20 protein-coding genes are annotated in these 20,820 nt (G+C 56.6%); 10 read left to right on the top strand and 10 right to left on the bottom strand.

The features are described 5' to 3' along the window. Positions 1-61 precede the first annotated feature (61 nt). The 8 genes from MHN28_RS02535 (at position 62) to MHN28_RS02500 (ending at position 8,896) form a co-directional block, all read left to right on the top strand. Positions 62-1,153 (top strand): ABC transporter ATP-binding protein, encoded by a 1,092-nt coding sequence (locus MHN28_RS02535; protein ID WP_239335582.1) that lies wholly within the window; start codon positions 62-64, stop codon positions 1,151-1,153. A gap of 114 nt (positions 1,154-1,267) precedes the next feature. Next, complete coding sequence (locus MHN28_RS02530) at positions 1,268-2,365, top strand: ABC transporter substrate-binding protein (RefSeq protein ID WP_239335580.1); 1,098 nt, start codon at positions 1,268-1,270, stop codon at positions 2,363-2,365. Positions 2,366-2,438: 73 nt separating this feature from the next. Beyond that, the gene (locus MHN28_RS02525) at positions 2,439-3,713 is read left to right on the top strand and encodes an ABC transporter permease (RefSeq protein ID WP_239335578.1); all 1,275 of its coding nucleotides are present in this window, start codon (positions 2,439-2,441) and stop codon (positions 3,711-3,713) included. 4 nt (positions 3,714-3,717) lie between these two features. Further along, positions 3,718-4,929: an ABC transporter permease gene (locus MHN28_RS02520; RefSeq protein WP_239335576.1), complete on the top strand. Its 1,212-nt coding sequence runs from the start codon at positions 3,718-3,720 to the stop codon at positions 4,927-4,929. 160 nt (positions 4,930-5,089) lie between these two features. After that, entirely contained in the window at positions 5,090-6,310 is a 1,221-nt protein-coding gene (locus MHN28_RS02515) for an aminopeptidase P family protein (RefSeq protein WP_239335574.1), read from the top strand. 194 nt (positions 6,311-6,504) lie between these two features. Continuing rightward, a complete protein-coding gene (locus MHN28_RS02510) occupies positions 6,505-7,347 on the top strand; it encodes a glycosyltransferase family 25 protein (RefSeq protein WP_239335572.1) in 843 nt (280 codons plus the stop codon). 125 nt (positions 7,348-7,472) lie between these two features. Beyond that, on the top strand, positions 7,473-7,841 hold the full coding sequence (locus MHN28_RS02505) for a group 1 truncated hemoglobin (protein ID WP_239335571.1): 369 nt from the start codon (positions 7,473-7,475) through the stop codon (positions 7,839-7,841). Next, positions 7,838-8,896, top strand: coding sequence for an adenylate/guanylate cyclase domain-containing protein (locus tag MHN28_RS02500; RefSeq protein WP_239335570.1), 1,059 nt, complete (start codon positions 7,838-7,840; stop codon positions 8,894-8,896). Before MHN28_RS02505 ends, MHN28_RS02500 begins: the two co-directional genes overlap by 4 nt. Positions 8,897-8,903: 7 nt before the next feature. On the opposite strand, the gene MHN28_RS02495 is transcribed toward MHN28_RS02500, so the two are convergent. The 9 genes from MHN28_RS02495 to guaA all read right to left on the bottom strand — a co-directional run bounded on the left by MHN28_RS02495 (position 8,904) and on the right by guaA (position 18,169). After that, complete coding sequence (locus MHN28_RS02495; protein ID WP_239335569.1) at positions 8,904-9,518, bottom strand: TetR/AcrR family transcriptional regulator; 615 nt, start codon at positions 9,516-9,518, stop codon at positions 8,904-8,906. A gap of 104 nt (positions 9,519-9,622) precedes the next feature. After that, the gene (ppk2, locus tag MHN28_RS02490; protein ID WP_239335568.1) at positions 9,623-10,492 is read right to left on the bottom strand and encodes a polyphosphate kinase 2; all 870 of its coding nucleotides are present in this window, start codon (positions 10,490-10,492) and stop codon (positions 9,623-9,625) included. Positions 10,493-10,541: 49 nt separating this feature from the next. Then, positions 10,542-11,495 (bottom strand): alpha/beta fold hydrolase, encoded by a 954-nt coding sequence (locus MHN28_RS02485; RefSeq protein WP_239335567.1) that lies wholly within the window; start codon positions 11,493-11,495, stop codon positions 10,542-10,544. Continuing rightward, complete coding sequence (gene metA, locus MHN28_RS02480) at positions 11,485-12,402, bottom strand: homoserine O-succinyltransferase (protein ID WP_239335566.1); 918 nt, start codon at positions 12,400-12,402, stop codon at positions 11,485-11,487. The genes MHN28_RS02485 and metA overlap by 11 nt, the downstream gene beginning before the upstream one ends. A gap of 39 nt (positions 12,403-12,441) precedes the next feature. Continuing rightward, complete coding sequence (locus tag MHN28_RS02475; protein WP_239335565.1) at positions 12,442-13,314, bottom strand: ATPase; 873 nt, start codon at positions 13,312-13,314, stop codon at positions 12,442-12,444. Between the two features lie 49 nt (positions 13,315-13,363). Continuing rightward, on the bottom strand, positions 13,364-14,260 hold the full coding sequence (locus MHN28_RS02470) for a DMT family transporter (protein WP_239335564.1): 897 nt from the start codon (positions 14,258-14,260) through the stop codon (positions 13,364-13,366). 102 nt (positions 14,261-14,362) lie between these two features. Continuing rightward, positions 14,363-15,487, bottom strand: coding sequence for an OmpP1/FadL family transporter (locus MHN28_RS02465; RefSeq protein WP_239335563.1), 1,125 nt, complete (start codon positions 15,485-15,487; stop codon positions 14,363-14,365). Positions 15,488-15,606: 119 nt separating this feature from the next. Further along, a complete protein-coding gene (locus tag MHN28_RS02460; protein WP_239335562.1) occupies positions 15,607-16,512 on the bottom strand; it encodes a DMT family transporter in 906 nt (301 codons plus the stop codon). 97 nt (positions 16,513-16,609) lie between these two features. Further along, positions 16,610-18,169: a glutamine-hydrolyzing GMP synthase gene (gene guaA / locus MHN28_RS02455; protein ID WP_239335560.1), complete on the bottom strand. Its 1,560-nt coding sequence runs from the start codon at positions 18,167-18,169 to the stop codon at positions 16,610-16,612. 92 nt (positions 18,170-18,261) lie between these two features. Between guaA and MHN28_RS02450 the strand changes: the two genes are divergently transcribed. Together MHN28_RS02450 and MHN28_RS02445 are read left to right on the top strand one after the other, a co-directional pair. After that, positions 18,262-18,702, top strand: coding sequence for a GNAT family N-acetyltransferase (locus MHN28_RS02450; RefSeq protein ID WP_239335558.1), 441 nt, complete (start codon positions 18,262-18,264; stop codon positions 18,700-18,702). A 133-nt stretch (positions 18,703-18,835) separates the two neighbouring features. Next, a complete protein-coding gene (locus MHN28_RS02445; RefSeq protein ID WP_239335557.1) occupies positions 18,836-20,380 on the top strand; it encodes a trimethylamine methyltransferase family protein in 1,545 nt (514 codons plus the stop codon). Here the strand turns inward: MHN28_RS02445 and MHN28_RS02440 are convergent, their stop codons facing one another. Next, positions 20,381-20,680: a DUF6477 family protein gene (locus MHN28_RS02440; protein WP_239335555.1), complete on the bottom strand. Its 300-nt coding sequence runs from the start codon at positions 20,678-20,680 to the stop codon at positions 20,381-20,383. Between the last annotated feature and the right edge of the window lie 140 nt (positions 20,681-20,820).

The following is a 20,820-nucleotide window of genomic DNA, read 5'->3' as shown; positions in this document are numbered from 1 at the left end:
GGTCTTTGAGATCCGGATGAACCGGGCAGGCAAGGACCGCACAGGGGAGACAATTCGGTAAATGTCAAATGACGCAGCGTTCGTCGAGTTTCAGCATGTCCAAAAATCATATGATGGTGAGATCCTCGTTGTAAAAGACCTCAACCTTTCCATGCCAAAGGGTGAGTTTCTTACAATGCTTGGGCCCTCGGGGTCGGGTAAAACGACTTGCCTGATGATGCTGGCAGGATTTGAAACAGCCACTCATGGCGAGATCATGTTGGACGGGCGTCCAATCAACAACATCCCTCCGCATAAGCGCGGCATTGGCATGGTTTTTCAGAACTACGCCTTGTTCCCACACATGACTGTGGCCGAGAACCTGTCCTTTCCTTTGGAAGTGCGGAAAATCGGCAAGGACGAGCGGGAAGAAAAAGTCAGGCGCGCGCTGGACATGGTTCAGATGGGGGCCTTTGGCAGTCGCCGACCGGCGCAGTTGTCGGGCGGTCAGCAACAGCGGATCGCGCTGGCCCGCGCGCTTGTTTTCGAACCCGAGCTGGTTCTGATGGACGAACCTCTGGGCGCGCTCGACAAGCAACTGCGCGAACATATGCAGTTTGAAATCACGCGTCTGGCGCACAATCTGGGCATCACGACCGTATACGTGACGCACGACCAGACCGAAGCACTGACGATGTCGGATCGGGTGGCGGTGTTCGATGACGGGCGCATTCAACAACTCGCGCCGCCGGATCTGTTGTATGAAGAGCCAGAAAACAGCTTTGTCGCGCAGTTTATTGGTGAAAACAATACGTTGGAAGGCGTTGTTAAATCGATTGACGGAGACACCTGTGTTGTGGCGCTGGACGACGGATCTGAAATTGACGCCAAACCGGTGAATGTGCACGCGGCTGGTGAGCGGACCAAAGTGTCGATCCGACCCGAGCGGGTTGAGTTCAACAAGGACCGCCTGCACGCGGACGCGCATACATTGAAGGCAACGGTGAAAGAGTTCATCTACATGGGTGATGTTTTCCGTTTCCGTCTGTCGGTCGCGGGCAATGACGACTTCATCATCAAGACCCGAAACGCTCCGGACGCTGTCAGGCTGTCACCGGGGCAGGAAGTCGAAATCGGCTGGCTTGCGCAGGACTGTCGCGCGCTGGACGCCTGAGACCGAGAAACTTCCCGCGCAGTCCGCCCGGGCGCGCGGGACAATCAGATGATCGGGTTGCCCCGTGATCCGGTTATCAAAGCAAAAACTAACGGGTAAAACAGGGAGTTAACAATGAAAGTTACCAAAACCACTCTATTGGCGAGTGCGATTGCCGCGATCGCCGGTGGCGCAATGGCCGAAGAGATGACCATCGTCTCCTGGGGCGGCGCGTACTCCAAATCACAGCTGAAGGCGTATCACGAGCCCTATACGGAAAAAACGGGCGTCACCATTCTGAATGACGACTCCTCACCAGAAGGCGTTGCCAAGCTGCGTGCCATGAACGAAGCGGACAATGTCACCTGGGACGTTGTCGATCTTGAGGCGGCGGACAATATTCGCGCCTGCGACGAAGGTTTGATCATCGAGATCGATCCCGAAGAGCATCTGGCCGCGGCGCCGGACGGCACGTCGGCAACCGAGGATTTCGGTAATCAGCTGGTCTCGCCATGCTATATTCCGCTGATCGTCTTTTCGACGACCTTCGGCTATCGGACCGACTTGGTGCCCGATGGTGTTGAACCGCCCACCGGCGCTTGTGATGTCTTCGATCTGGAAAAGTACCCAGGTAAGCGCGCACTGAACAAGCGCCCGATCGCCAACATGGAGTGGGCGCTGTTGTGCGATGGCGTTCCATACGAAGAGGTCTACGACACACTTGAAACGGAAGAAGGTGTAAAGCGTGCCTTTGCCAAGCTGGATACCATCAAAGACGAGACGATCTGGTGGTCTGCGGCGGCTGAGCCTGTACAGTTGCTGGCGGACGGCGAGATTTTCATGGGCTCTTCTTATAACGGACGTCTGTTCTCGATGATTGCCGAGCAAAACCAGCCGGTTGGAATGGCCTGGGATTGGCAGATGTTCGACCTGGACGGATTTGCGATCCCTGCGGGGCTGAGCCCGGAACGTGAAGCACGGGCTCTGGACTACATCCGTTTTGCCTCTGACACGCAGCGACTGGCGGATCAGGCGGCTTACATCTCGTATGGTCCGGCGCGCGCATCTTCGGCTCCGCTGGTAGGAAAACATGCCGAACTGGGTATTGATATGGCACCGCACATGCCGACCGATCCCAACAATGCGGAAAACACATTTGTGAACAACTACGAATGGTGGGCCGACTACCGCGACGATCTGGATGCACAGTTCCAGGCGTGGTTGTCGCAGTAAGTGTCTGCTGATCTGAAACGTTTACTGGGGGCGGTTCGCCGCCCCCAAACCCAAGAAAACCCAAGGGGCACCGATGACTGACGCAAGTCAAAAAGCTGGACCGATGCTGGCCGCCGATGGAACTCCGCTCAAGCAATCGCTATCGCGTTCGTTGCGGCGACAAAAGCTGCGTGCCCTGCTGCTGATTGCCCCCCTTCTTTTGTTCGTTCTCTTCTCGTTCATAATACCCATTGCGTCCATGCTGTTTCGGTCTGTCGAAAACGGGATTGTCGAGAACACGCTGCCCCTGACGGTTGAGGCGCTGAGCAATTGGGATGAAACAACCGGCGAATTGCCGGATGAGGAAGTTTATGACGCTTTCGTTCGCGACATGATCGTCGCAGTGAATGAAAAACGGCACACCCGGCTCGGGTCCCGGCTGAACTATGAAGAACCCGGCATTTCATCCTTGTTCCGTAAAACAGGTCGTAAAATCCGGAAATGGGATCCCGAAGCGGATGCCCCGTTCAAGGACAAACTCATCGACGCGGAAGACGATTGGGCAGATGTTGAAAATTGGCGCGTTATCAAGACCCACGCGCGGAACATTACTCCGGGCTATTTTCTAGCTGCGGTGGACCTGAGACTGACCCCGGACGGGGTTGCGGCGCAGCCCGAGGACAAGCAAATCCTCGTCAAACTGTTCGGCCGGACTCTGTTCATGTCGCTGGTCATTACCGGGGCCTGTATCCTGCTGGCATATCCTATCTCGTACCTGTTGGCGAACTTGCCGATGCGCGTGTCAAACCTGTTGATGATCCTTGTGCTACTGCCGTTCTGGACTTCGCTTTTGGTTCGGACTTCGGCATGGAAAGTGATGCTGCAGCAGCAGGGTGTTATAAACGAAACGCTGGTCTGGCTGGGACTTGTTGCAGATGACGCCCGGCTTGTGATCATCAACAACCAGATCGGCACGATCATTGCGATGACGCATATCCTGCTGCCGTTCATGATCCTGCCAATGTATTCGGTAATGCAGACGATCCCGCCGTCCTACACACGCGCTGCCAAATCCATGGGGGCCACGAACTGGACAACCTTCTGGCGGATCTACTTCCCGCAATCGATACCGGGCATCGGCGCGGGGTCGATCCTCGTGTTCATTCTGGCCATCGGTTACTATATCACGCCCGAGATCGTAGGCGGCACCAAGGGTGTCTTCATCTCGAACCGGATTGCCTACCACATCTCGTCTTCGCTGAACTGGGGATTGGCTGCGGCACTGGGGACGATCCTGCTGGCGGTCGTTCTGCTTCTCTACTGGTGCTACGACAAGATTGTAGGCATCGATAACGTCAAGCTGGGATAAAAACATGGCTGCACTTACACCTATATCCCGCAAACCGTTGTCGGTCGTCCTGCCAACTGTCGCCATCGCCGGAGGCTTTGTCGGTATGTTCGTCGGTGCCGGGCAGGGCAATGTCCTGCTGGGCATTCTGATTGGCGCTGCTTTGATGGCAGGGTTGGCCTGGCTATACATCACCATTCTGGACAACGAGCGTATCGCGCGCTGGATCACGATCCTGGGCATTGGCGCAATCGGCTTTTTCTTTGCCGGAATGACGGGGCTGATCGTCGGGCTATTGGTGGGGTGGTTCTTTGCGTTCTTCATCTTCTGGCTTTACGAAGGCCGGTATCGTCAAAAGCTGTTGCCCTACATGACCGGCGGTCAGGTGCTTTGGCACTATACGTTCCGGGTGATTTGCGGTGCGATATTCGTGTTCCTGATCACACCGATCCTTGTGGTTCTGCCGCTGTCCTTCAACGCGCAAGACTTCTTCACCTTTACGCCCGAGATGTTGCGGCTGGACCCCGAGGGGTACTCGCTGAAGCATTATCGCGATTTCTTCACCAACAACGAATGGCAACGCAGCTTCAAGAATTCGCTGATCATCGCGCCGATTGCGACCGTCATCTCGGTAACGCTGGGCACTTTGGCTGCGATCGGGCTCAGCCAGTCGCACGTTCCGGGGCGTCGGGCCATAATGGGTATCTTGATCTCGCCAATGATCGTACCCCTGATTATCTCAGCCACCGGAATGTTCTTCTTTTACAGCGATATCGGGCGTTTTCTTGAAGGCACGCTGGGCATGGATAAGAACTTTGTCGGCTACATCAAAGTCATCCTCGCGCACGCCGTACTTGGTATCCCATTCGTGATCATTACCGTGACGGCTACTCTGGTCGGGTTCGATCAATCGCTGACGCGGGCTGCCGCGAATATGGGGGCCGGGCCGGTCAGGACGTTCTTCAAAATCCAGATGCCGCTGATCTTGCCCGGTGTGATATCAGGCGGGTTGTTCGCCTTTATCACGTCCTTTGACGAGGTTGTCGTTGTGTTGTTCGTTGGCTCGGCCAGCCAGAAGACGCTGCCCTGGCAGATGTTCACCGGCTTGCGTGAGCAGATCAGCCCGACAATTCTGGCGGTTGCGACTATCCTTGTGGTGATCTCGATTGCCTTGTTGACCACGGTCGAACTATTACGTCGTCGGTCTGAACGGCTGCGGGGTCTCAGCCCGGCTTGACGCGACTCGAAAGCTGATTTAGCGATTTCACCATGCACCTCGGTCACGATGGCGTCGTGACGCAAAGCGGGGTGCATGGCTCTCGGTTCCCGAGGCCGCTTGTCCTGAACGCCGGGGCTTGTGGCCGGGCGATGCCAGTCCGGCATTGAGGAGAGACCACATGACTGATTTGCAAAATCGCCCCGAGTTCTTCACCTGCCACAATGGCGACAAGGCTCCGTTGCCTTTCAGCAAGGCGGAATACGCCCGTCGTCTGACCAGCCTTCGTGCGACCATGGCGGCGCGCGACATCCCGGCGGTGCTGCTGACGTCGATGCACAACATCGCGTATTACTCGGGCTTTCTGTATTGCTCGTTCGGCCGTCCTTACGGCTGCGTCGTGACGCAGGATGCGTGCACTACCGTGTCAGCGAATATCGACGCGGGCCAGCCATGGCGGCGCTCGGTCGAGGAAAACGTGATCTATACGGACTGGAAGCGGAACAATTACTGGCGCGCGGTGGCGAGCTTGATTGGTTCGACCAAGCGGGTCGGTATCGAAGGCGACCACATGACATTGGCCATGCGTGACACCGCGCTGGACATGCTGGGTGGGCCGGAGCTATTGGATATCGCGCCCGATACGATGGCTGCACGTATGGTTAAGTCTGCGGAAGAGATCGAACTGATCAAGGGCGGCGCGCGAACGGCGGATGTAGGGGGCGCGGCCATTCACGCAGCCATCCGCGAAGGTGCGACCGAGATCGAGATCGCCATGGCCGGACGCGACGCAATGGAAGCCGAAATCGCGCGCGCCTATCCCGACGCCGAGTATCGCGACACATGGGTCTGGTTCCAGTCCGGTCTGAACACCGATGGGGCTCATAATCCCGTCACCAAACGGGTGCTGGAGAAGGGCGATATCCTGTCGCTGAACACCTTCCCGATGATCTCGGGCTATTATACGGCTCTGGAACGCACTTTGTTTCTGGGTGAGCCTGACGCCGAAGGCCTCCGCATCTGGAAGGCCAACGTTGCCGCACATGAACTGGGGCTGAGCCTGATCAAACCCGGTGCGACCTGTTCCGGCATCTGTGAGGAAATCAACCGGTTCTTCGCTGATGAGGGCCTGCTGCAGTATCGTTCATTCGGATATGGCCATTCCTTCGGTATCCTCAGCCACTACTACGGGCGCGAAGCAGGACTGGAACTACGTGAAGACATCGATACGGTTCTGGAGCCCGGCATGGTTGTTTCCATAGAACCAATGCTGTGGATTCCGGAAGGCCAGAAAGGTGCGGGCGGCTATCGCGAGCATGACATCCTGGTCGTCGAGGAAGCCGGAGCCGAGAACATCACGGGTTTCCCCTACGGGCCCGAGCACAACACGATCAGCGCTTGATCGATTAGGCGAGAGGGGCAGTCGGCCCTTCTTGCCATTCTCACGGAAGATGACCGCGTCCACACCCATGGAGTGCAGGTCAATCGGGACACCCAACTCCGGGTAGGCTCTGGCGGATGCACATTGGCCAGTCGCGGGGTTGATTGTCTGCATCGCGGATGTGTATCTGGCACAACCGCTTGAAAGGAATAGCCGTGGGACGTCAGGAACTGCCACCAGAGACGGGTGCCTTTTTCATCAATCTGGATCGGGTTCCCGCGCGTCGGGCCTTTATGGAAACGCAGTTTGCCCATTCTGGACTGGCCGGGGCCACACGGTTCAGTGCGACAGACGCACAGCAACCCGAGGCGCTGGTTGGCAATGGCTATGTTCCGGGCACGGGCAGTCGCTGGGGATTGAAGCAAAGCGAAATCGCCTGCTTTGAAAGCCATCGCGCCGTTTGGCAGAACGCCGTAGATCGAAATCTGAAGGCGGTTGCTGTTTTCGAAGACGACGTTGAAATGTCCACTCAGGCGGGCTCGGCGATCTCGGCCTTGTTGGACGCAGGTGACGCGTACGACATGATCAAGCTTGACTACTCGCCCCGTTCCCTTCGATTTGGGCCCGAGCTGCAGCTTGCGGGCGTAAACGTCCGCCCCATGCTTGAGATGGCCCCCAGCGCGGCGGCTTACGTTCTTTCGCACGAAGCCTGCCGCAAACTTTTGACCTGGTCTGAGAAATACTCTGATCACTTGGACGATTTCGTTTCGATCCCCCGACCGGACTGGCGAATGTACCAGTGCTTTCCTGCGGTTGGGGTTCAAATGATCTGGTCGAAACAACAGGATCAGACGGTCGAGGCGGTGAAGATCAGCGAACGGTCGCAGGACCGAAAGATCAATAGCGGTCTGGACAAAGGACCGCTCTGGTTCCGCACTCGGCGTGAGTTACAGGCTGCGCGGCGCAAGTTGTATTGGCGGATGGGCGGCCAGGCGCGGTTGCTGGATCAAGGCGGGTACGTTGGTTTCATTCCCTGCGCCGATGACCTGAGCGTTTGAGTTCACCCTTTGCCAAATTCTAGCGCAGTTGCCGTGCAACAACCAATTGCCTCATAAGCGTTAACAAAACTGTCAATATGATATAACCTTGTGGCGTTAGTGGTGGGTAAAGCTTGGGTGTTGGTGTGGGTCAGACAATTTACGAAAGGTATGGCGGCTTCAAAACGATCAGTCGGATCGTGATGACTTTTTATGAGATGGCTTTGGATTCCGACCAGATCGGTGGCCATTTCGAAGACATAGACATGCCGCGCCTGATTGATCACCAGACGAAATTCGTTTCTTCGCTCGTCGGTGGACCTGCCTCCTTTAGTGACGACAGGATTGAGGCGGTGCATCGGCACCTGAATATCTCTCACGCTGATTTTGACGAGATGGCCGCGCTGTTCAGTGAGGCTCTGTCGATGCACGGGATGGAAGATGCGCACATAAAGATTGCCCTTGATGCTATTGAGTCAAAACGCGCAATCATAGTCGCGCGCAACGCGGCATGAGTATTCTGGCCATAAATGAACAACTGCTGCGCGCGATAGGTGTCGGTGTTGCAGTTGTGCGCGCCTCGGATTTGACGTTCGTTTTTCACAACGGCCCGTTTGCCGAGTGGTTCGGGGCGCCGAGCGACAGTCAAACCCTGTTGGACTATTTTCCCGATCTCGATCGAAAGGAACTTGATGACGTAAAGCAATCGGGCCTGCGTTATTCGGTCGAGTTGCAGGTCAAACCCAAGCGCCGGACACTGATTTTTGCAACCGCGGTATCTTTGGCAAACGGTCTGTCCGAGCAGGTTCTGGTCGTCGAGTTTCAGAACATCACTCGCATTCGCGAACTTGAAAGCATGATCGACAGCTATTCGACAATGGTCGAACGCAATACTCGCGAGTTAGAGCGTGAGAAAGAGCGGGTAGAACGACTGTTGCTAAACCTGATGCCGCGCGCTGTGTATGAAGAGTTCAAAACCTTTGGCGTCGTCACGCCGCAGCTTTTCGACCAGGTCTCAGTGGTGATGCTGGATTTTGTCGGCTTCACGGACTTTGCAGCCAAAACCGATCCGACGGTCACGCTCAGCGAGTTGAATGACATCTTCACGGCCTTCGACCGGATCGTTGAACAGTTCGGATGTGAGAGGATCAAGACAATCGGCGACGCTTACCTTGCGGTCTCTGGAATGCCCGATCCAACGCCGGATCATGCAACTGCGGTGGCACACTGTGCGGTTCGGTTCCTGCGTTACCTCGAACGGCGCAACGAAAGCCATCCACACAAATGGCAGGCAAGGGTCGGTTTGGGCATGGGGGCGGCTGTCGGTTCGGTCGTGGGCATTCAGAAATACGTCTATGACGTGTTCGGACCTGCGGTAAACATTGCCTCACGCCTGCAAGTCTTTGCAAATCCAATGAATATCGTCGCCCCGGAAGAGATGAAATACGCGCTGATCGATGAATTCCAAGTCTCTGATCTGGGACGCGTCGACATCAAGGGGATGGGTGAGATGGATTTGATAAACGTCACATCCGGCCTGAGCGCGCCTGTGTCGCGTCCTATGTTCTAGCGTGCGCTCAATCGTCTTGCGGCACCAGGCCAAGGCCCCGCAAATAGATTCCGATACCGCTTTCCAACAAATCTTCGGGTGAAAAAGGCGAACTGGCGCCTGTGTTGCGCGCATAAAGCTCAACAACCCCGTGGCTCATGGCCCAGATATGGGCACTGAACATCGAAGCAGGCGGGCGTTTGTCTGGCGGGATATGCTGTGAAAGGTCTGATGCGGCCTTTTCCAAGACGTTTTTAGCTCGGTTCGCGGCAAGTGCCAATTCAGGCGTGCGATTGACGGATATCCCGCTTTCGAACATCGCGATGTAGTGGCCGGGGTGTTTGCGGGCAAAAGCCAGATAAGCACGTCCGGTGGCCTCGAATGCTGCCAGAGCCGAAGGTTGGCCCTTGTCGTAAGCATATTGCATCAGGTCCGCGAACATTTCGAACCCTTGCCGTGCGGCCTCGGCGATCAGATCCTCGCGGCCCTGAAAATGCCTATAGACTGCGGCAGGCGTCACCCCGGCGGTTTTTGCGGCCTCGGACAGGGTAAAGCCGGTCGGACCCTTTTCTTCGATCAGCGACAGCGCGGCCTCGATCAGGGCTTGTTTGAGATTGCCGTGGTGATAGCCGCGTTTCGTCATCCCTGAGTCAGGAGCCTTTTTTGTTTAAGCCTTGGGGAACCAAGACATAATCCACGTGCCGGCATTCGTCCAATGCTCAGCAGCCATAAGGCGTGAATTTGTCATCATGAATCCCAAATTTCAGGGCCGCCGCAGATAAGGGGATCGTTCTTGCCGATCGCCTTCTTGTCCTTTTCGTCATAATCCAATGCATGCAGCACGGTACGAATGGCCGCCAGCCGGGCGCGTTTCTTGTCGTCAGAGCGGACGATGGTCCAGGGGCAATGTTCCGAATGGCTGCGAGTGAGGGTTTCCGAGATCGACTGCGTATACTCGTCCCACTTGCTGAGACCTGCAACGTCGATTGGGCTGAGTTTCCATTGCTTTAGCGGATCTGATTCACGTGCCAGAAACCGGTTGAGCTGTTCGGCGCGCCCAACGTTGAGCCAGAATTTGAACAGCTTGATCCCGTCGTTAACCAGACCGGTCTCCAGTGGCAGCACTTGCCGGAAAAACCGCTCACGTTCTTCGGGTTCGCAAAAACCAAAGACGTTCTCAACCACACCGCGATTGTACCAACTGCGGTCAAAGAACACGATTTCACCCGCCGCAGGAAGATGCGAGAGATAACGTTGAAAATACCATTGGCTGCGTTCGATATCCGAAGGCTTGCTTAGTGCGACGTTCCGGGCACCTCGAGGGTTAAGGTTTTCGCGAAACCGTTTGATCGTTCCGCCTTTTCCGGCTGCGTCGCGACCTTCGAAAATAATGGCGACGCGGTGGCCCGTTTCTTTGACCCAGGATTGCATCTTGACCAGTTCGATCTGCAGCAGTTCGATCTGCTGGTCATAGTCCTTACGCTTGATTTTTTCGTCGTAAGGGTATGTTGGGTTCAGAATGTCGTCTTTCTTGGCGTTTTCGATTGCGGTGCGCACGTCTTTGGGCGCGTCTTTGCGAAAATACTTTTCAATGGAGCCTTTTTCGGAACGGGCCATGAGTTACCTCGCCATAAAATCCATATCCTACTATGGATTAGCTGCAAGCCTAACGCAAACCCGCTCGTTGGGCGGCGCGGTCGATTGCCAGTGCAACCTCGGGGGCGGCTACAACCTGCGGCATGTGGCCGATACCCGGAAGTTCGATCAGTTCCGCGCCGGGTATTTGTTCAATCAGACGTTCAGAGTGCCAGTCCAAGCCCACGGTGGTATCCGCCGTTCCGTGAACGATTTCAGTGGGCATGGAAATCTCGCCATACCGCGGTTGCAGCGCGCGGACCTCGTCCAACAGGTTCGCCCGCTGTTTGGCATTGGCGTGCATCGAGGCGCGCCGCATGGTCAGACCCGGGCCGAAATGTGCGGCATATCCTTCAGGCGCGGTCTGCGGGGCAAAGACCCGGTCCAGCGCGCTTTCTACGTACCACTCCGGGACGAACGCTGTGATCAGGGGCAGGGCAAGGGCATTACCCGCAGTCGTGGATGCGATTTGGTTGAAGCCATCCAACGGCGTTTCCCAAGGGATGGCAGCTGGCGCGATCAGGACCAGAGCCGATATGTTGTCAGGGCGAGTAACGGCCCAGGCCAGCGACACTGAACCGCCATAGCTTTGACCTGCGACAATGGGTTTTTCGGCGCCGAGTTGCGCGGCAGCTTTTTGCAGGATTAATGCTTGCTCTTCAATCGTCTCGCCGTCGGGGTTGAAGCTGTCGCTATAGCCTAATCCGGGTCGGTCGAACGTGATTACGCGGAAGTTTTCCGCCAAAATCGGAGCCAGCGCGAATGTCATGTCGCGGGTGTTACCGCTGGACCCGTGGAGTAATACCACATCAGGGCCTTCCCCCATGACAACCGCATGCACCGCTATATCGTCGACCATTACGATCTGACCTTCAGGCGGAAAGCTGGCCTCGGCCTCGGCTTCGTTCTGTGCTGCCCGCCAGGCGGTCAGCAGAACGAGGCCCGACAAGACAAGGCCGAGAGCTATGAGAGCTTTAACGGCCAATGTCTTCCATATTGAACGGTGTGGACTGGTAAATCTCGTTGATCCAATTGCCGTAGAGCAAATGCGCGTGGCTGCGCCACCTGTTCTGTGGCGGTTGAGAGGGATCGTCTTCGGGGTAGTAATTGATCGGTACGTTTATCGGCGTTCCGTTCGAGACGTCACGGTCATATTCCTGCTTCAACGTATCGCTGTCATACTCGAAGTGGTTGAAGATATAGATCGCACGATGCGAGGGGTCCTCGACCAGACAAGGACCAACCTCATCGCTGCCCAACAGGGTCGTCAGACCGGGGGCGGTGTCGATCTCAGCCTGTTTCATTTCAGTCCATCGGCTGACCGGAATCACGCAATCGTCCGAAAACCCTCGCAGGAACGGAGATGCGGGGGAAAGGTTTTGATGACGAAAGCACCCAAATGCCTTGGCGTCCAGCATATGTTTCCGAACGCCATGGAAATGGTTGATCATCGCCATGCCACCCCAGCAGACGCCAAAGGTCGAATGGACGCTCGTTTGGGTCCACTCAAATACTTCGGTGATTTCGTCCCAATAGGTGACGTCATCGAATTCCAGATGCTCGATCGGCGCGCCGGTGATGATCAGGCCGTCAAATTTCTGATCCTTTATCTCCTGAAAGGGATGGTAGAACTCGGCCATATGATCTGCGGCGGTGTTCCGGGTCCGATGTTCGGTCATGCGGATCAGCGACAGATCAATCTGCAGCGGGGTCGCTCCGATCAATCGCGCGAACTGGTTCTCGGTCTGGATCTTCTTGGGCATCAGGTTAAGCAACCCGATCCGCAAGGGGCGGATGTCCTGACGCATCGCCTGATCCTCTGCCATGACCATGACGCCCTCGTTGGTGAGAACGTCGTATGCAGGTAGGTCGGAAGGAATCTTGATTGGCATCAGGTGCAAGCCTTTGGAGAAACAGTGTAAGAGCGGTAATTAAGCCCGGTTGGGCCGGGTCTCAAGGGTGCGTTCGATCAACTCATCGAAATCACCCGCGTCGCGGACCTTGTGCATGTCATCGGCGGTGACGGTGACACCCCAATTGTCGGCCATGGCCTGATAGCGCGGCTGACGGTGCGCCAGTGCCCGTGCATAGGTCCAGCGGATGAAGGCATCCGGGTCGACCTCCTGGGCCGCGCAGTCGTGCTGGGCGAGGTATTCATCCCAAACCCTGGTCAGAAACTCGGGCTGGTAGGACATCGGCTTGGGCGCCTTGTCGAAACGGCGGATCAGTTCCGCCGTGTGATCCTCGTCGCCCTTAATCCAGATCATAAGGGTCTGCCGGGACAGTTCTGACAGCACGTGATCGGCGGGGTCGTTTGGATCGACCCACTCACAAATTGACCCGCCGGTATCGCAAATAAAATGCGGATACTGGTACAGACGTTGTGCACGGTCGATGAAGTACTCAGTGTCGAGGAGGGCGTGGATTTCCGCGAGCCGGAACTGCTCCTGCCTGCGACGATATTCGGTCAGCTCCAGACCGCCCAATGCAGGGTCGCCCGGCTTGCCCAAATAGGTTGCAACCGGCGTCAGATTTTCGAAAGAGATATTCGATCCGATATAAATCGAATCCGACAGTAGCAGATCGCGAAGGAATGGGACCTTCATTGCCTGAGCCTTGGCGTTGTCGATGATGTATTCGCCCATATAGCGCGTTCCGATGCGGTAATCGATCGAGTAGTGAAACCAGTCCCCGGAATCGCGCAGTACGTTTGACACGTAGGTTTTCCCCAGCCCGGACATGCCGAAGAACAGCACCTTTTTTCGCGGTGCATCGCGCCAGTCTTTTGCTGAGCTGTAGATCATCGTCCGCTGTCCCTTTTTCTGACCTAGCTAAAACGGGTAGGGGGCGGCGTCAATCGCGTGTGCGGGACCGGTTCAGGATCAAAAGCCCAACTGCCAGTGTTGCAAAGCCAAAAAATGCCTGCGGTGGTAGGGCCTCGTCCCGCAATAGCGCGCCCAGAACGATGGCCACTGGCGGTATGACAAGCGTCACCAGCATCAGGTTCCCCGCGCCGGCCATCGCAAGGACACGGTAGTACAGCAGGTACGCTCCGGCCGTCGCGATCAGTGCGTAGTAGGCAATGGCCGTCCAGGTTATCACCGGCAGATTCAAAGTGGGGAGGCCGTCGGTGACGAGCGTCACTGGCAGTATCAACAGGGTTGAACCGGTCAGCATCCCGGCGGCCGCGACGATGGGCGACAGGCCGGACAGTTTGCTCCGCGCCCAGGCGCTGGCAAATGCGTAGGAAACGGTACCTGCGATTATCGCCAATTGCGCAGCGCTTTGAAGGTCGAACGTGGCAAAGTTCTGAAGACCAATTGCAATGGCAACGCCCAAAAAGCCCAGCCCGACACCTAATCCACGCGCAAGGGTCAAGCGCTCGTCCTTGAAGAACATCGCGGCGATCAGGACGCCAAACACGGCTGTCGCTGCATTCAGGATCGAGGTCAGGCCCGTCTCGATGTAAAGCTGCCCCCACGCCATGAGCGAAAATGGAATTGCATTGTTGAGCAGGCCCATAATCAGGAACGCACCCCAGATATGCGGACTTGTCGGAACCTCCAGTTTCCTGACCCAGACAACGATCCACAATGCCAGCATCGCCCAGAAGACACGGTGCAATACCGAGGTCATTACCGGGATCGTGTCCAGCGCGATTCGGATAGAGATGAATGAGGCGCCCCAGATCAATCCGAGGAGTAACAGTTCGGCCCAAGCTCTTGGAGACAGGTGTTTTTGTGGTTCCATGCCCCGTTCTCACATTACTCAAGCGATTGATCGACCCGAAACTTGCGCAAAGAAAAACCCCGCCGATTTGGCGGGGTTTCAATGTCATCACGCGTGTGCGGATCAGTTCAGCGAATATGTCAGCTGCAGACCCACGCTCCACGCCGAGTTACCTGAGAACTGGCCACCCGTGGTGGTGGTAGCATCGCCGATATCGGTGTACCGAATACCGCCCGAAATCTGCGCCTGTTCAAAGGTGTAGGTGCCACCCACGCCAAGGCTCCAGAACCCGTCGGTCGGGCCGAGGTTTGAAACCGGCTCATCCGAGGATGTTTCATAACCCGCTGAGATCGCGCCTGAAAATTCCTCGGTGAATTTGTAGCCCAAGCCAAGCGTGTAGGTGAACGTGTCGGTTGAATAGTCAACAAGGTTCTGTCTTGCGGCGGCGGTGTAAACCGGCGGGGCCAGAACAGTCTGCGGCCAGTCAACCCAGCGGATCGATCCGAACAGCAAAGTTTTAGGCGCTACACCGGTCTGGAAGTCCAAGTTTACCGACTGAGGTGTAACAACTTCGGTTTCGGTTTGTGCGGTCACAAGCGCGGCCGGAATGGGCGGCACGCGGTTGATGGATTCCGTCGAGTCGAAATCATGCGTGATTTTCGAGTTGTAGGTCAGAGCCACACGCGCTGCGATGTCGGGGCGTTCCCAAGCGACACCTACGACATAGCCGAAATCAATCTCAGAACCGGACTCGAATTCATAGCCTGCAACCACCGGGACAGCGACGTTCGCCTTGGCACGCTGTGCACGGATACCGCCGATAGCGCTGAAGCCGCCGTCGAACTTGTAGCGAAGCAAGGCTGTGATCGCATCAACATCCGCCTTGGCACGCAGGACGTCGGTCCGACCACCAGCGGGTGCCGTGGGGTTCCGCGACAACGGATAGTTCGACGGATATTCGACGTCAGCACCAAACGGTTCGTCATAGATTAGTGCGAAGTCCAGCTGATCAGTGAACGAATGCTTGTATGCCAGATGTGGGGTCCAGAAGCTTTTGGCGATGTTTCCGGAGTCGACACCGTTCTGCTGACCGCTCACGTCAGGGTTTGCGTACCCCAAACGGAACTGCACGACAGAACCTTCCTCAAACAAAATGTTGACGCCCTGGCCGCTGCGGTCCAGACCGCCCGCGTAAGCTCCTGTTGCGCCAACGCATACCGCGCACGCCTGTAATAGCGCTTTCTTCATTACTTCCTCCCTCTGATGCCTGAAGGTCAGTGCCTGAAAAAATGTGGTGCAGACTGACCTGCATTGTGGTGCTCGATACTTTCTTAAGGTTTACTTTATCGTCAACACGTGACCGTGCGTTACTTGTGTTGAGTGTCCCGCGAGAGTGTTGCCAAACTGTTACGATTCTCTGCCTGAACGTTCAGGAAGATGCCGGAAAAGATCACGGCCGCCCCCAATAAGGTCCAGTGATCCAGCGGTTCATGGTACAGAACCATACCGACCACTGCGATTGTCGGTAGGCGGGCAAAGTCGAAGGGCACCACGACGGTCGCCGGAGCAATCGCGAGCGCGTTGGTGATGCAATAATGCGCCAGAAGCCCGGCCAGGCCGACCAGCAACAGAAACGGCGCCGTACTTGCCGAGGGTAGGGTGATTTGCCCGTCGATCCCTGCCGCGACCAGTCCCAGACCGGCCTGCATGACCGTCAACCAGAACATGATGCATCCGATACTTGCAAAGCGGGTCAGGGACTTTGTCGATATCGTTGTCAAAGCGAAAAAAACGGCGGACAGCGCAGCTGTAAGCACACCGGGGCTCAGCGGTACTGCTCCTGGGCGGGCAACCAGCAAGATGCCCGCAAACCCAATGAGCGCTGACATGACACGAACTGTTGTCAGGCGTTCCTTCAACAGCAGCGGCGAAAGCAGGATCACCCAGATCGGTTGGGTGAATTCCAGCGCAAAAACCTGCGCCAGCGGGATGACACTGACTGCATAAAACCAGAGGTTCTGTCCGGTGAAATGCAGGACGTTCCGAATCCCGTGCAGGCTTAGGTGTTCGGTTGAGACCTGATGCCATTTCCGTGTTGTAGTCAGGACCATGGCGACCACGAAAATCCCCACGAGGCTGCGGTAGAACATGATTTCGAACGTGTCGTGCGTCACGCTCAGCTCGCGGCCAGCTACGGCCATGGATGAGAATGAGGCGATCGCCCCGGTCATCCAGAGCGCGGCCTTACCAATTTGTGGTTTGGCGGTGTCCATTCCTATACCTGTGAACTCCCCTCGATATCAGTTTGATAGATATAGAATTTTGGACGAGGTGAAATAATAAAAGCCGGGACAGTGCCCGGCTTTCTGATCATTCCCACTCGATGGTTCCCGGTGGTTTGGATGTGATGTCATAAGTACATCTGTTGATGCCTTTGACCTCGTTGATGATCCGCGTCGCCGTTTCGCCGAGGAATTCATGGCTGAACGGGTAATAGTCGGCGGTCATACCATCAACGGATGTGACCGCGCGCAAGGCGCAGGCGTAGTCATAGGTACGTCCGTCGCCCATGACGCCAACGGTGCGCACCGGCAGAATGGCTACGAAGGCCTGCCAGATATCGTCGTAGAGGCCGTGTTTGCGGATTTGGTCGATATAGACGGCATCTGCTTCGCGCAGGATGTCCAGTTTTTCGCGGGTGATCTCACCAGGGCAACGAATCGCAAGCCCGGGTCCGGGGAAGGGGTGACGGCCGATAAAGCTCTGCGGCAGGCCCAACTCGCGACCCAGCGCGCGGACCTCGTCCTTGAACAACTCGCGCAGCGGTTCGACGAGCTTCAGGCCCATCTTTTCAGGCAGACCGCCTACGTTGTGGTGCGATTTGATAGTAACCGAGGGGCCGCCCGAGAAGGACACCGATTCAATGACGTCCGGATACAGAGTGCCTTGGGCCAGGAACTCAGCGCCATCGATGGTGTCGGCGTGCTTCTGGAAAACGTCGATGAACAGCTTGCCGATGATCTTACGCTTGGTTTCAGGGTCGCTCTGACCTTCAAGCTCACCAAGGAACAGCTCGCTTTCATCCGCGTGAATCAGTTGGATGTTGTAGTTGTCGCGGAACATACCGACGACTTCCTCGGCCTCGTTTTTGCGCAGCAGGCCGTGGTCGACAAACACACAGGTCAGCTGATCGCCGATCGCCTCGTGGATCAGGATCGCCGCGACCGAGCTATCGACGCCGCCGGACAGACCGCAGATGACCTTTTTGTCGCCAACCTGCTCGCGAATCTTGCGGATCATCTCGTCGCGATAAGCGCCCATGGTCCAGTCGCCTTTGAACCCGGCCAGCTTGACGAAGTTCTCGTACAGCTTCGCACCTTTGGGGGTGTGATGCACTTCGGGGTGGAACTGGACCGCATAGAAGTGTCGCTTGCTGTCCGCGGTGATCGCGAAGGGCGCGTTGGGCGAGGTGCCGTAGACGTCAAAACCGGGCGCGATTTCACTGACGTGGTCGCCGTGGCTCATCCAGACCTGCTCGTCCCCATCTGTGAACCAGCCATCCAGAATGTCGAGCTTCTCCTTCGGAGTGACATAAGCACGCCCGAACTCAGCCGTCCCATGCCCGCTTTCAACTTTGCCACCCAGTTGGTGCATCATCACCTGCTGGCCATAACAGATGCCCAGGATCGGAACGCCATAGTCAAAAATCTCTTGCGGAGCACGTGGCGAACCTTCGCGCGTCACGCTGTCCGGACCACCCGAGAATATCACGGCTTTCGGTGCCATTTCACGCACGAAGTCCATCGTGACGTTCTGATAGGGGTGGATTTCGCAATAGACATTCAGTTCGCGCAGGCGGCGGGCAATAAGCTGCGTAACCTGGCTGCCGAAGTCGATGATCAGAAGGCGGTCATGGGATGTCTGGGTCATGGTTGGCTATTAGGTGCCAAGCCTTGCATGTGCAAGCGCAATGACGTCATTTGTGCAATTGTGCCTCAGGACTACGACGGAAAGGGTGCCAGATGTCCCGGATAATGTTTCGACGTGCACTCCCGACTGACACGGTCGCAGTTAAGACCTGTATTGCCGCGGCCTATGCGGATGCTTTGCGGGACATTCCAGATCTGCCCGACGTGACTGAAGGTGTCGGCGACGACATAGCTGCGCATCAGGCGTGGGTTGCAGAAGCGGGCGGGGAAATCGTCGGCTTTGTCGTTTTCGACCGTGTTGACGACGTGGTGATGATCTTCAATCTGGCGGTTTCTCCAAAAGCCCAAGGTTCAGGGCTGGCCCGAAAGCTGCTTGCTAAGGCAAAGCGGGCGGCCCGAGAGGCAGGTGTTTCCAAACTCAGACTGCGAACGCATCGGCTGATGCAGGGAACAATTTCCATGTATCTCCACTTGGGGTGGAGCCAGACAGAAGGGAAAGGCAACGGCATCGTCATGGAAAAGCAACTTGCCTGAACGGCTGAGCCACCTGACGGTTTTGGTTCATGCGGATGTCGCTTTTACCCCTATAGCGCCGTAAATCAGATGCTTTGCATCGGTAGTGTCCTGTAACAAACTGACCAAACCAACCAATTGACGGGATCTTCTCATGGCAGAGGCAAACACCCGGCGCAGGGCAAGAGGTGGCGGTGGCGCCGCCCGCCGGGCCGAACGCACCGCAGTTCGCATCGAAACTGCAAAATACATCGAACGGAACATTCCGAACTTCGAGGTTCTCAACGAAGAAGCGTTAGAAATCATCGAGACGAACGCGGAAACTATTCTGGCCGAAGTCGGCGTCAATTTTGTCGACAACCCCGATGCGCTAAAGCGCTGGAAAGATGCCGGTGCTGATGTTGACGGTGAGCGCGTCCGTATTCCGCGCGGGCTGGCCCGAGAGCTGATCAAAACAGCGCCCAGCGAGTTCACCCAGCATGCCCGCAATCCTGAGAAATCGGTTGTCATCGGTGGTCGCAATCTGGTTCTGGCCCCGGTCTATGGCCCTCCGTTCGTGCGGGATGCACATGGTGGTCGCCGTTATGCGACCATGGACGATTTCAACAAATTCGTGAAACTGGCCTACATGTCCAAGTGGCTGCACCACTCGGGCGGTACAGTGTGCGAACCGACCGACGTTCCGGTGAACAAGCGTCATCTGGACATGCTGATGGCGCATATGACCCTGTCGGATAAGCCGTTCATGGGTTCGGTCACCGATCCCAGCCGCGCGCAGGATTCGGTTGAGATGTGTGAGATCCTGTTCGGCAAAGAGTTCGTTCAGGAAAACACGGTCATGACCTCGCTGACCAACATCAATTCGCCGATGACCTTCGACGACGTGATGATGGGCTCGCTTGAGGTATATGCGGCGAATAATCAGGCCTGCATTATCTCGCCCTTTATCGTTGGCGGCGCGATGGCACCGGTTTCGGTTGCGGGTACGCTGACACAGGTTCTGGCCGAAGTTCTGGCCGGCGTGGCCTACAGTCAGATCATCCGTCCGGGTGCACCAGCTATCTTTGGTGCATTCGTGTCGTCGATTGACATGAACTCGGGCGCTCCGACCTTTGGTACGCCCGAGGCGTCAATGGTCACCTATGGCGCGGGCCAGCTGGCGCGGCGTCTGAACCTGCCGTTCCGTTCGGCCGGGTCTTTCTGCGGCTCGAAATTGCCTGACGCTCAGGCGGCCTACGAAACCGCGAACTCGCTGAACATGGGTCTGATGGCCGGTGTGAACTTCATGCTGCACTCATGCGGCTGGCTGGAAGGTGGTCTGGTAGCGGACTTTGAAAAGTTCGTCATGGATGCCGATCAACTGGGTGTGCTGCACGGTCTGGCCAAAGGTGTGGCCTATGATGAAAACGCGCAGGCCATGGACGCGATCCGCGAAGTTGGTCCGGGAGGTCACTATCTTGGTTGCGCCCATACGCAAGCCAACTTCAAAGACGCGTTCTGGAAATCCGAGGTTCTGGATTACAAGCCGTTCGAAACCTGGGAAGACGAAGGCGGTCGTGACACACGGCAGTTGGCCACAGCACGGGTCGAGCATCTGCTGGCCAACTATCAGCAGCCGCAACTCGACCCCGCGATCAACGCTGCTTTGAACGAGTACATTGAGAAAAAGAAAGCATCCATGCCGGATGCCTTCACCTGATCACTGATACTGCGAGGCGCGGCTGGCTTTGAACAGTTGCGCCTCGCCCAACAGCGCAATCAGCAGGTCCAGATGGCGGACCAGCGAATAGGCGGCGTCTTCGGCCAGCCTTTGTGCGTTAACCTCCCGCTCCATTTCCATCAAACGCACCAGCGCGGCCCCGGTACCGGGTAGTGATCCGTATCCCAGAATGCGTTGAAGGTGCCGGTCCCGATCATAGTCCTGCGCTCCGAATTTCGCGGCCCGGGCCAGCAGGCGTGGACGGCGGAGCGTTGCAATCATGGTCATCAGGTCCTGCATTTCGGTGTTCCCTTGGTTGAACAGAATTTATCTGTTTGTCACACAACCTAAGCGGGTGTTGCCTTGATCGGGCTCTCGCCGAACTCTGACTTCATGAGTGTTTATGATTTTGAATCAAATCTGGTGCTTGCCTCTTTTGG

It is taken from the genome of Ruegeria sp. Ofav3-42 (assembly GCF_022347725.1).
Taxonomy (GTDB): Bacteria; Pseudomonadota; Alphaproteobacteria; order Rhodobacterales; family Rhodobacteraceae; genus Ruegeria.
Note: the sequence above shows the minus strand (reverse complement) of the source record. Positions and strands in the feature narration are given on the sequence as shown.

Bases quoted from the DNA above. Each gene is read 5' to 3' on its own strand.
- MHN28_RS02535 (WP_239335582.1), top strand. From the start codon at position 62: ATGTCAAATGACGCAGCGTTCGTCGAGTTTCAGCATGTCCAAAAATCA.
- MHN28_RS02530 (WP_239335580.1), top strand. From the start codon at position 1,268: ATGAAAGTTACCAAAACCACTCTATTGGCGAGTGCGATTGCCGCGATC.
- MHN28_RS02525 (WP_239335578.1), top strand. From the start codon at position 2,439: ATGACTGACGCAAGTCAAAAAGCTGGACCGATGCTGGCCGCCGATGGA.
- MHN28_RS02520 (WP_239335576.1), top strand. From the start codon at position 3,718: ATGGCTGCACTTACACCTATATCCCGCAAACCGTTGTCGGTCGTCCTG.
- MHN28_RS02515 (WP_239335574.1), top strand. From the start codon at position 5,090: ATGACTGATTTGCAAAATCGCCCCGAGTTCTTCACCTGCCACAATGGC.
- MHN28_RS02500 (WP_239335570.1), top strand. From the start codon at position 7,838: ATGAGTATTCTGGCCATAAATGAACAACTGCTGCGCGCGATAGGTGTC.
- MHN28_RS02495 (WP_239335569.1), bottom strand. From the start codon at position 9,518: ATGACGAAACGCGGCTATCACCACGGCAATCTCAAACAAGCCCTGATC.
- ppk2 (WP_239335568.1), bottom strand. From the start codon at position 10,492: ATGGCCCGTTCCGAAAAAGGCTCCATTGAAAAGTATTTTCGCAAAGAC.
- metA (WP_239335566.1), bottom strand. From the start codon at position 12,402: ATGCCAATCAAGATTCCTTCCGACCTACCTGCATACGACGTTCTCACC.
- MHN28_RS02475 (WP_239335565.1), bottom strand. From the start codon at position 13,314: ATGATCTACAGCTCAGCAAAAGACTGGCGCGATGCACCGCGAAAAAAG.
- MHN28_RS02470 (WP_239335564.1), bottom strand. From the start codon at position 14,260: ATGGAACCACAAAAACACCTGTCTCCAAGAGCTTGGGCCGAACTGTTA.
- MHN28_RS02465 (WP_239335563.1), bottom strand. From the start codon at position 15,487: ATGAAGAAAGCGCTATTACAGGCGTGCGCGGTATGCGTTGGCGCAACA.
- MHN28_RS02460 (WP_239335562.1), bottom strand. From the start codon at position 16,512: ATGGACACCGCCAAACCACAAATTGGTAAGGCCGCGCTCTGGATGACC.
- guaA (WP_239335560.1), bottom strand. From the start codon at position 18,169: ATGACCCAGACATCCCATGACCGCCTTCTGATCATCGACTTCGGCAGC.
- MHN28_RS02450 (WP_239335558.1), top strand. From the start codon at position 18,262: ATGTCCCGGATAATGTTTCGACGTGCACTCCCGACTGACACGGTCGCA.
- MHN28_RS02445 (WP_239335557.1), top strand. From the start codon at position 18,836: ATGGCAGAGGCAAACACCCGGCGCAGGGCAAGAGGTGGCGGTGGCGCC.
- MHN28_RS02440 (WP_239335555.1), bottom strand. From the start codon at position 20,680: ATGCAGGACCTGATGACCATGATTGCAACGCTCCGCCGTCCACGCCTG.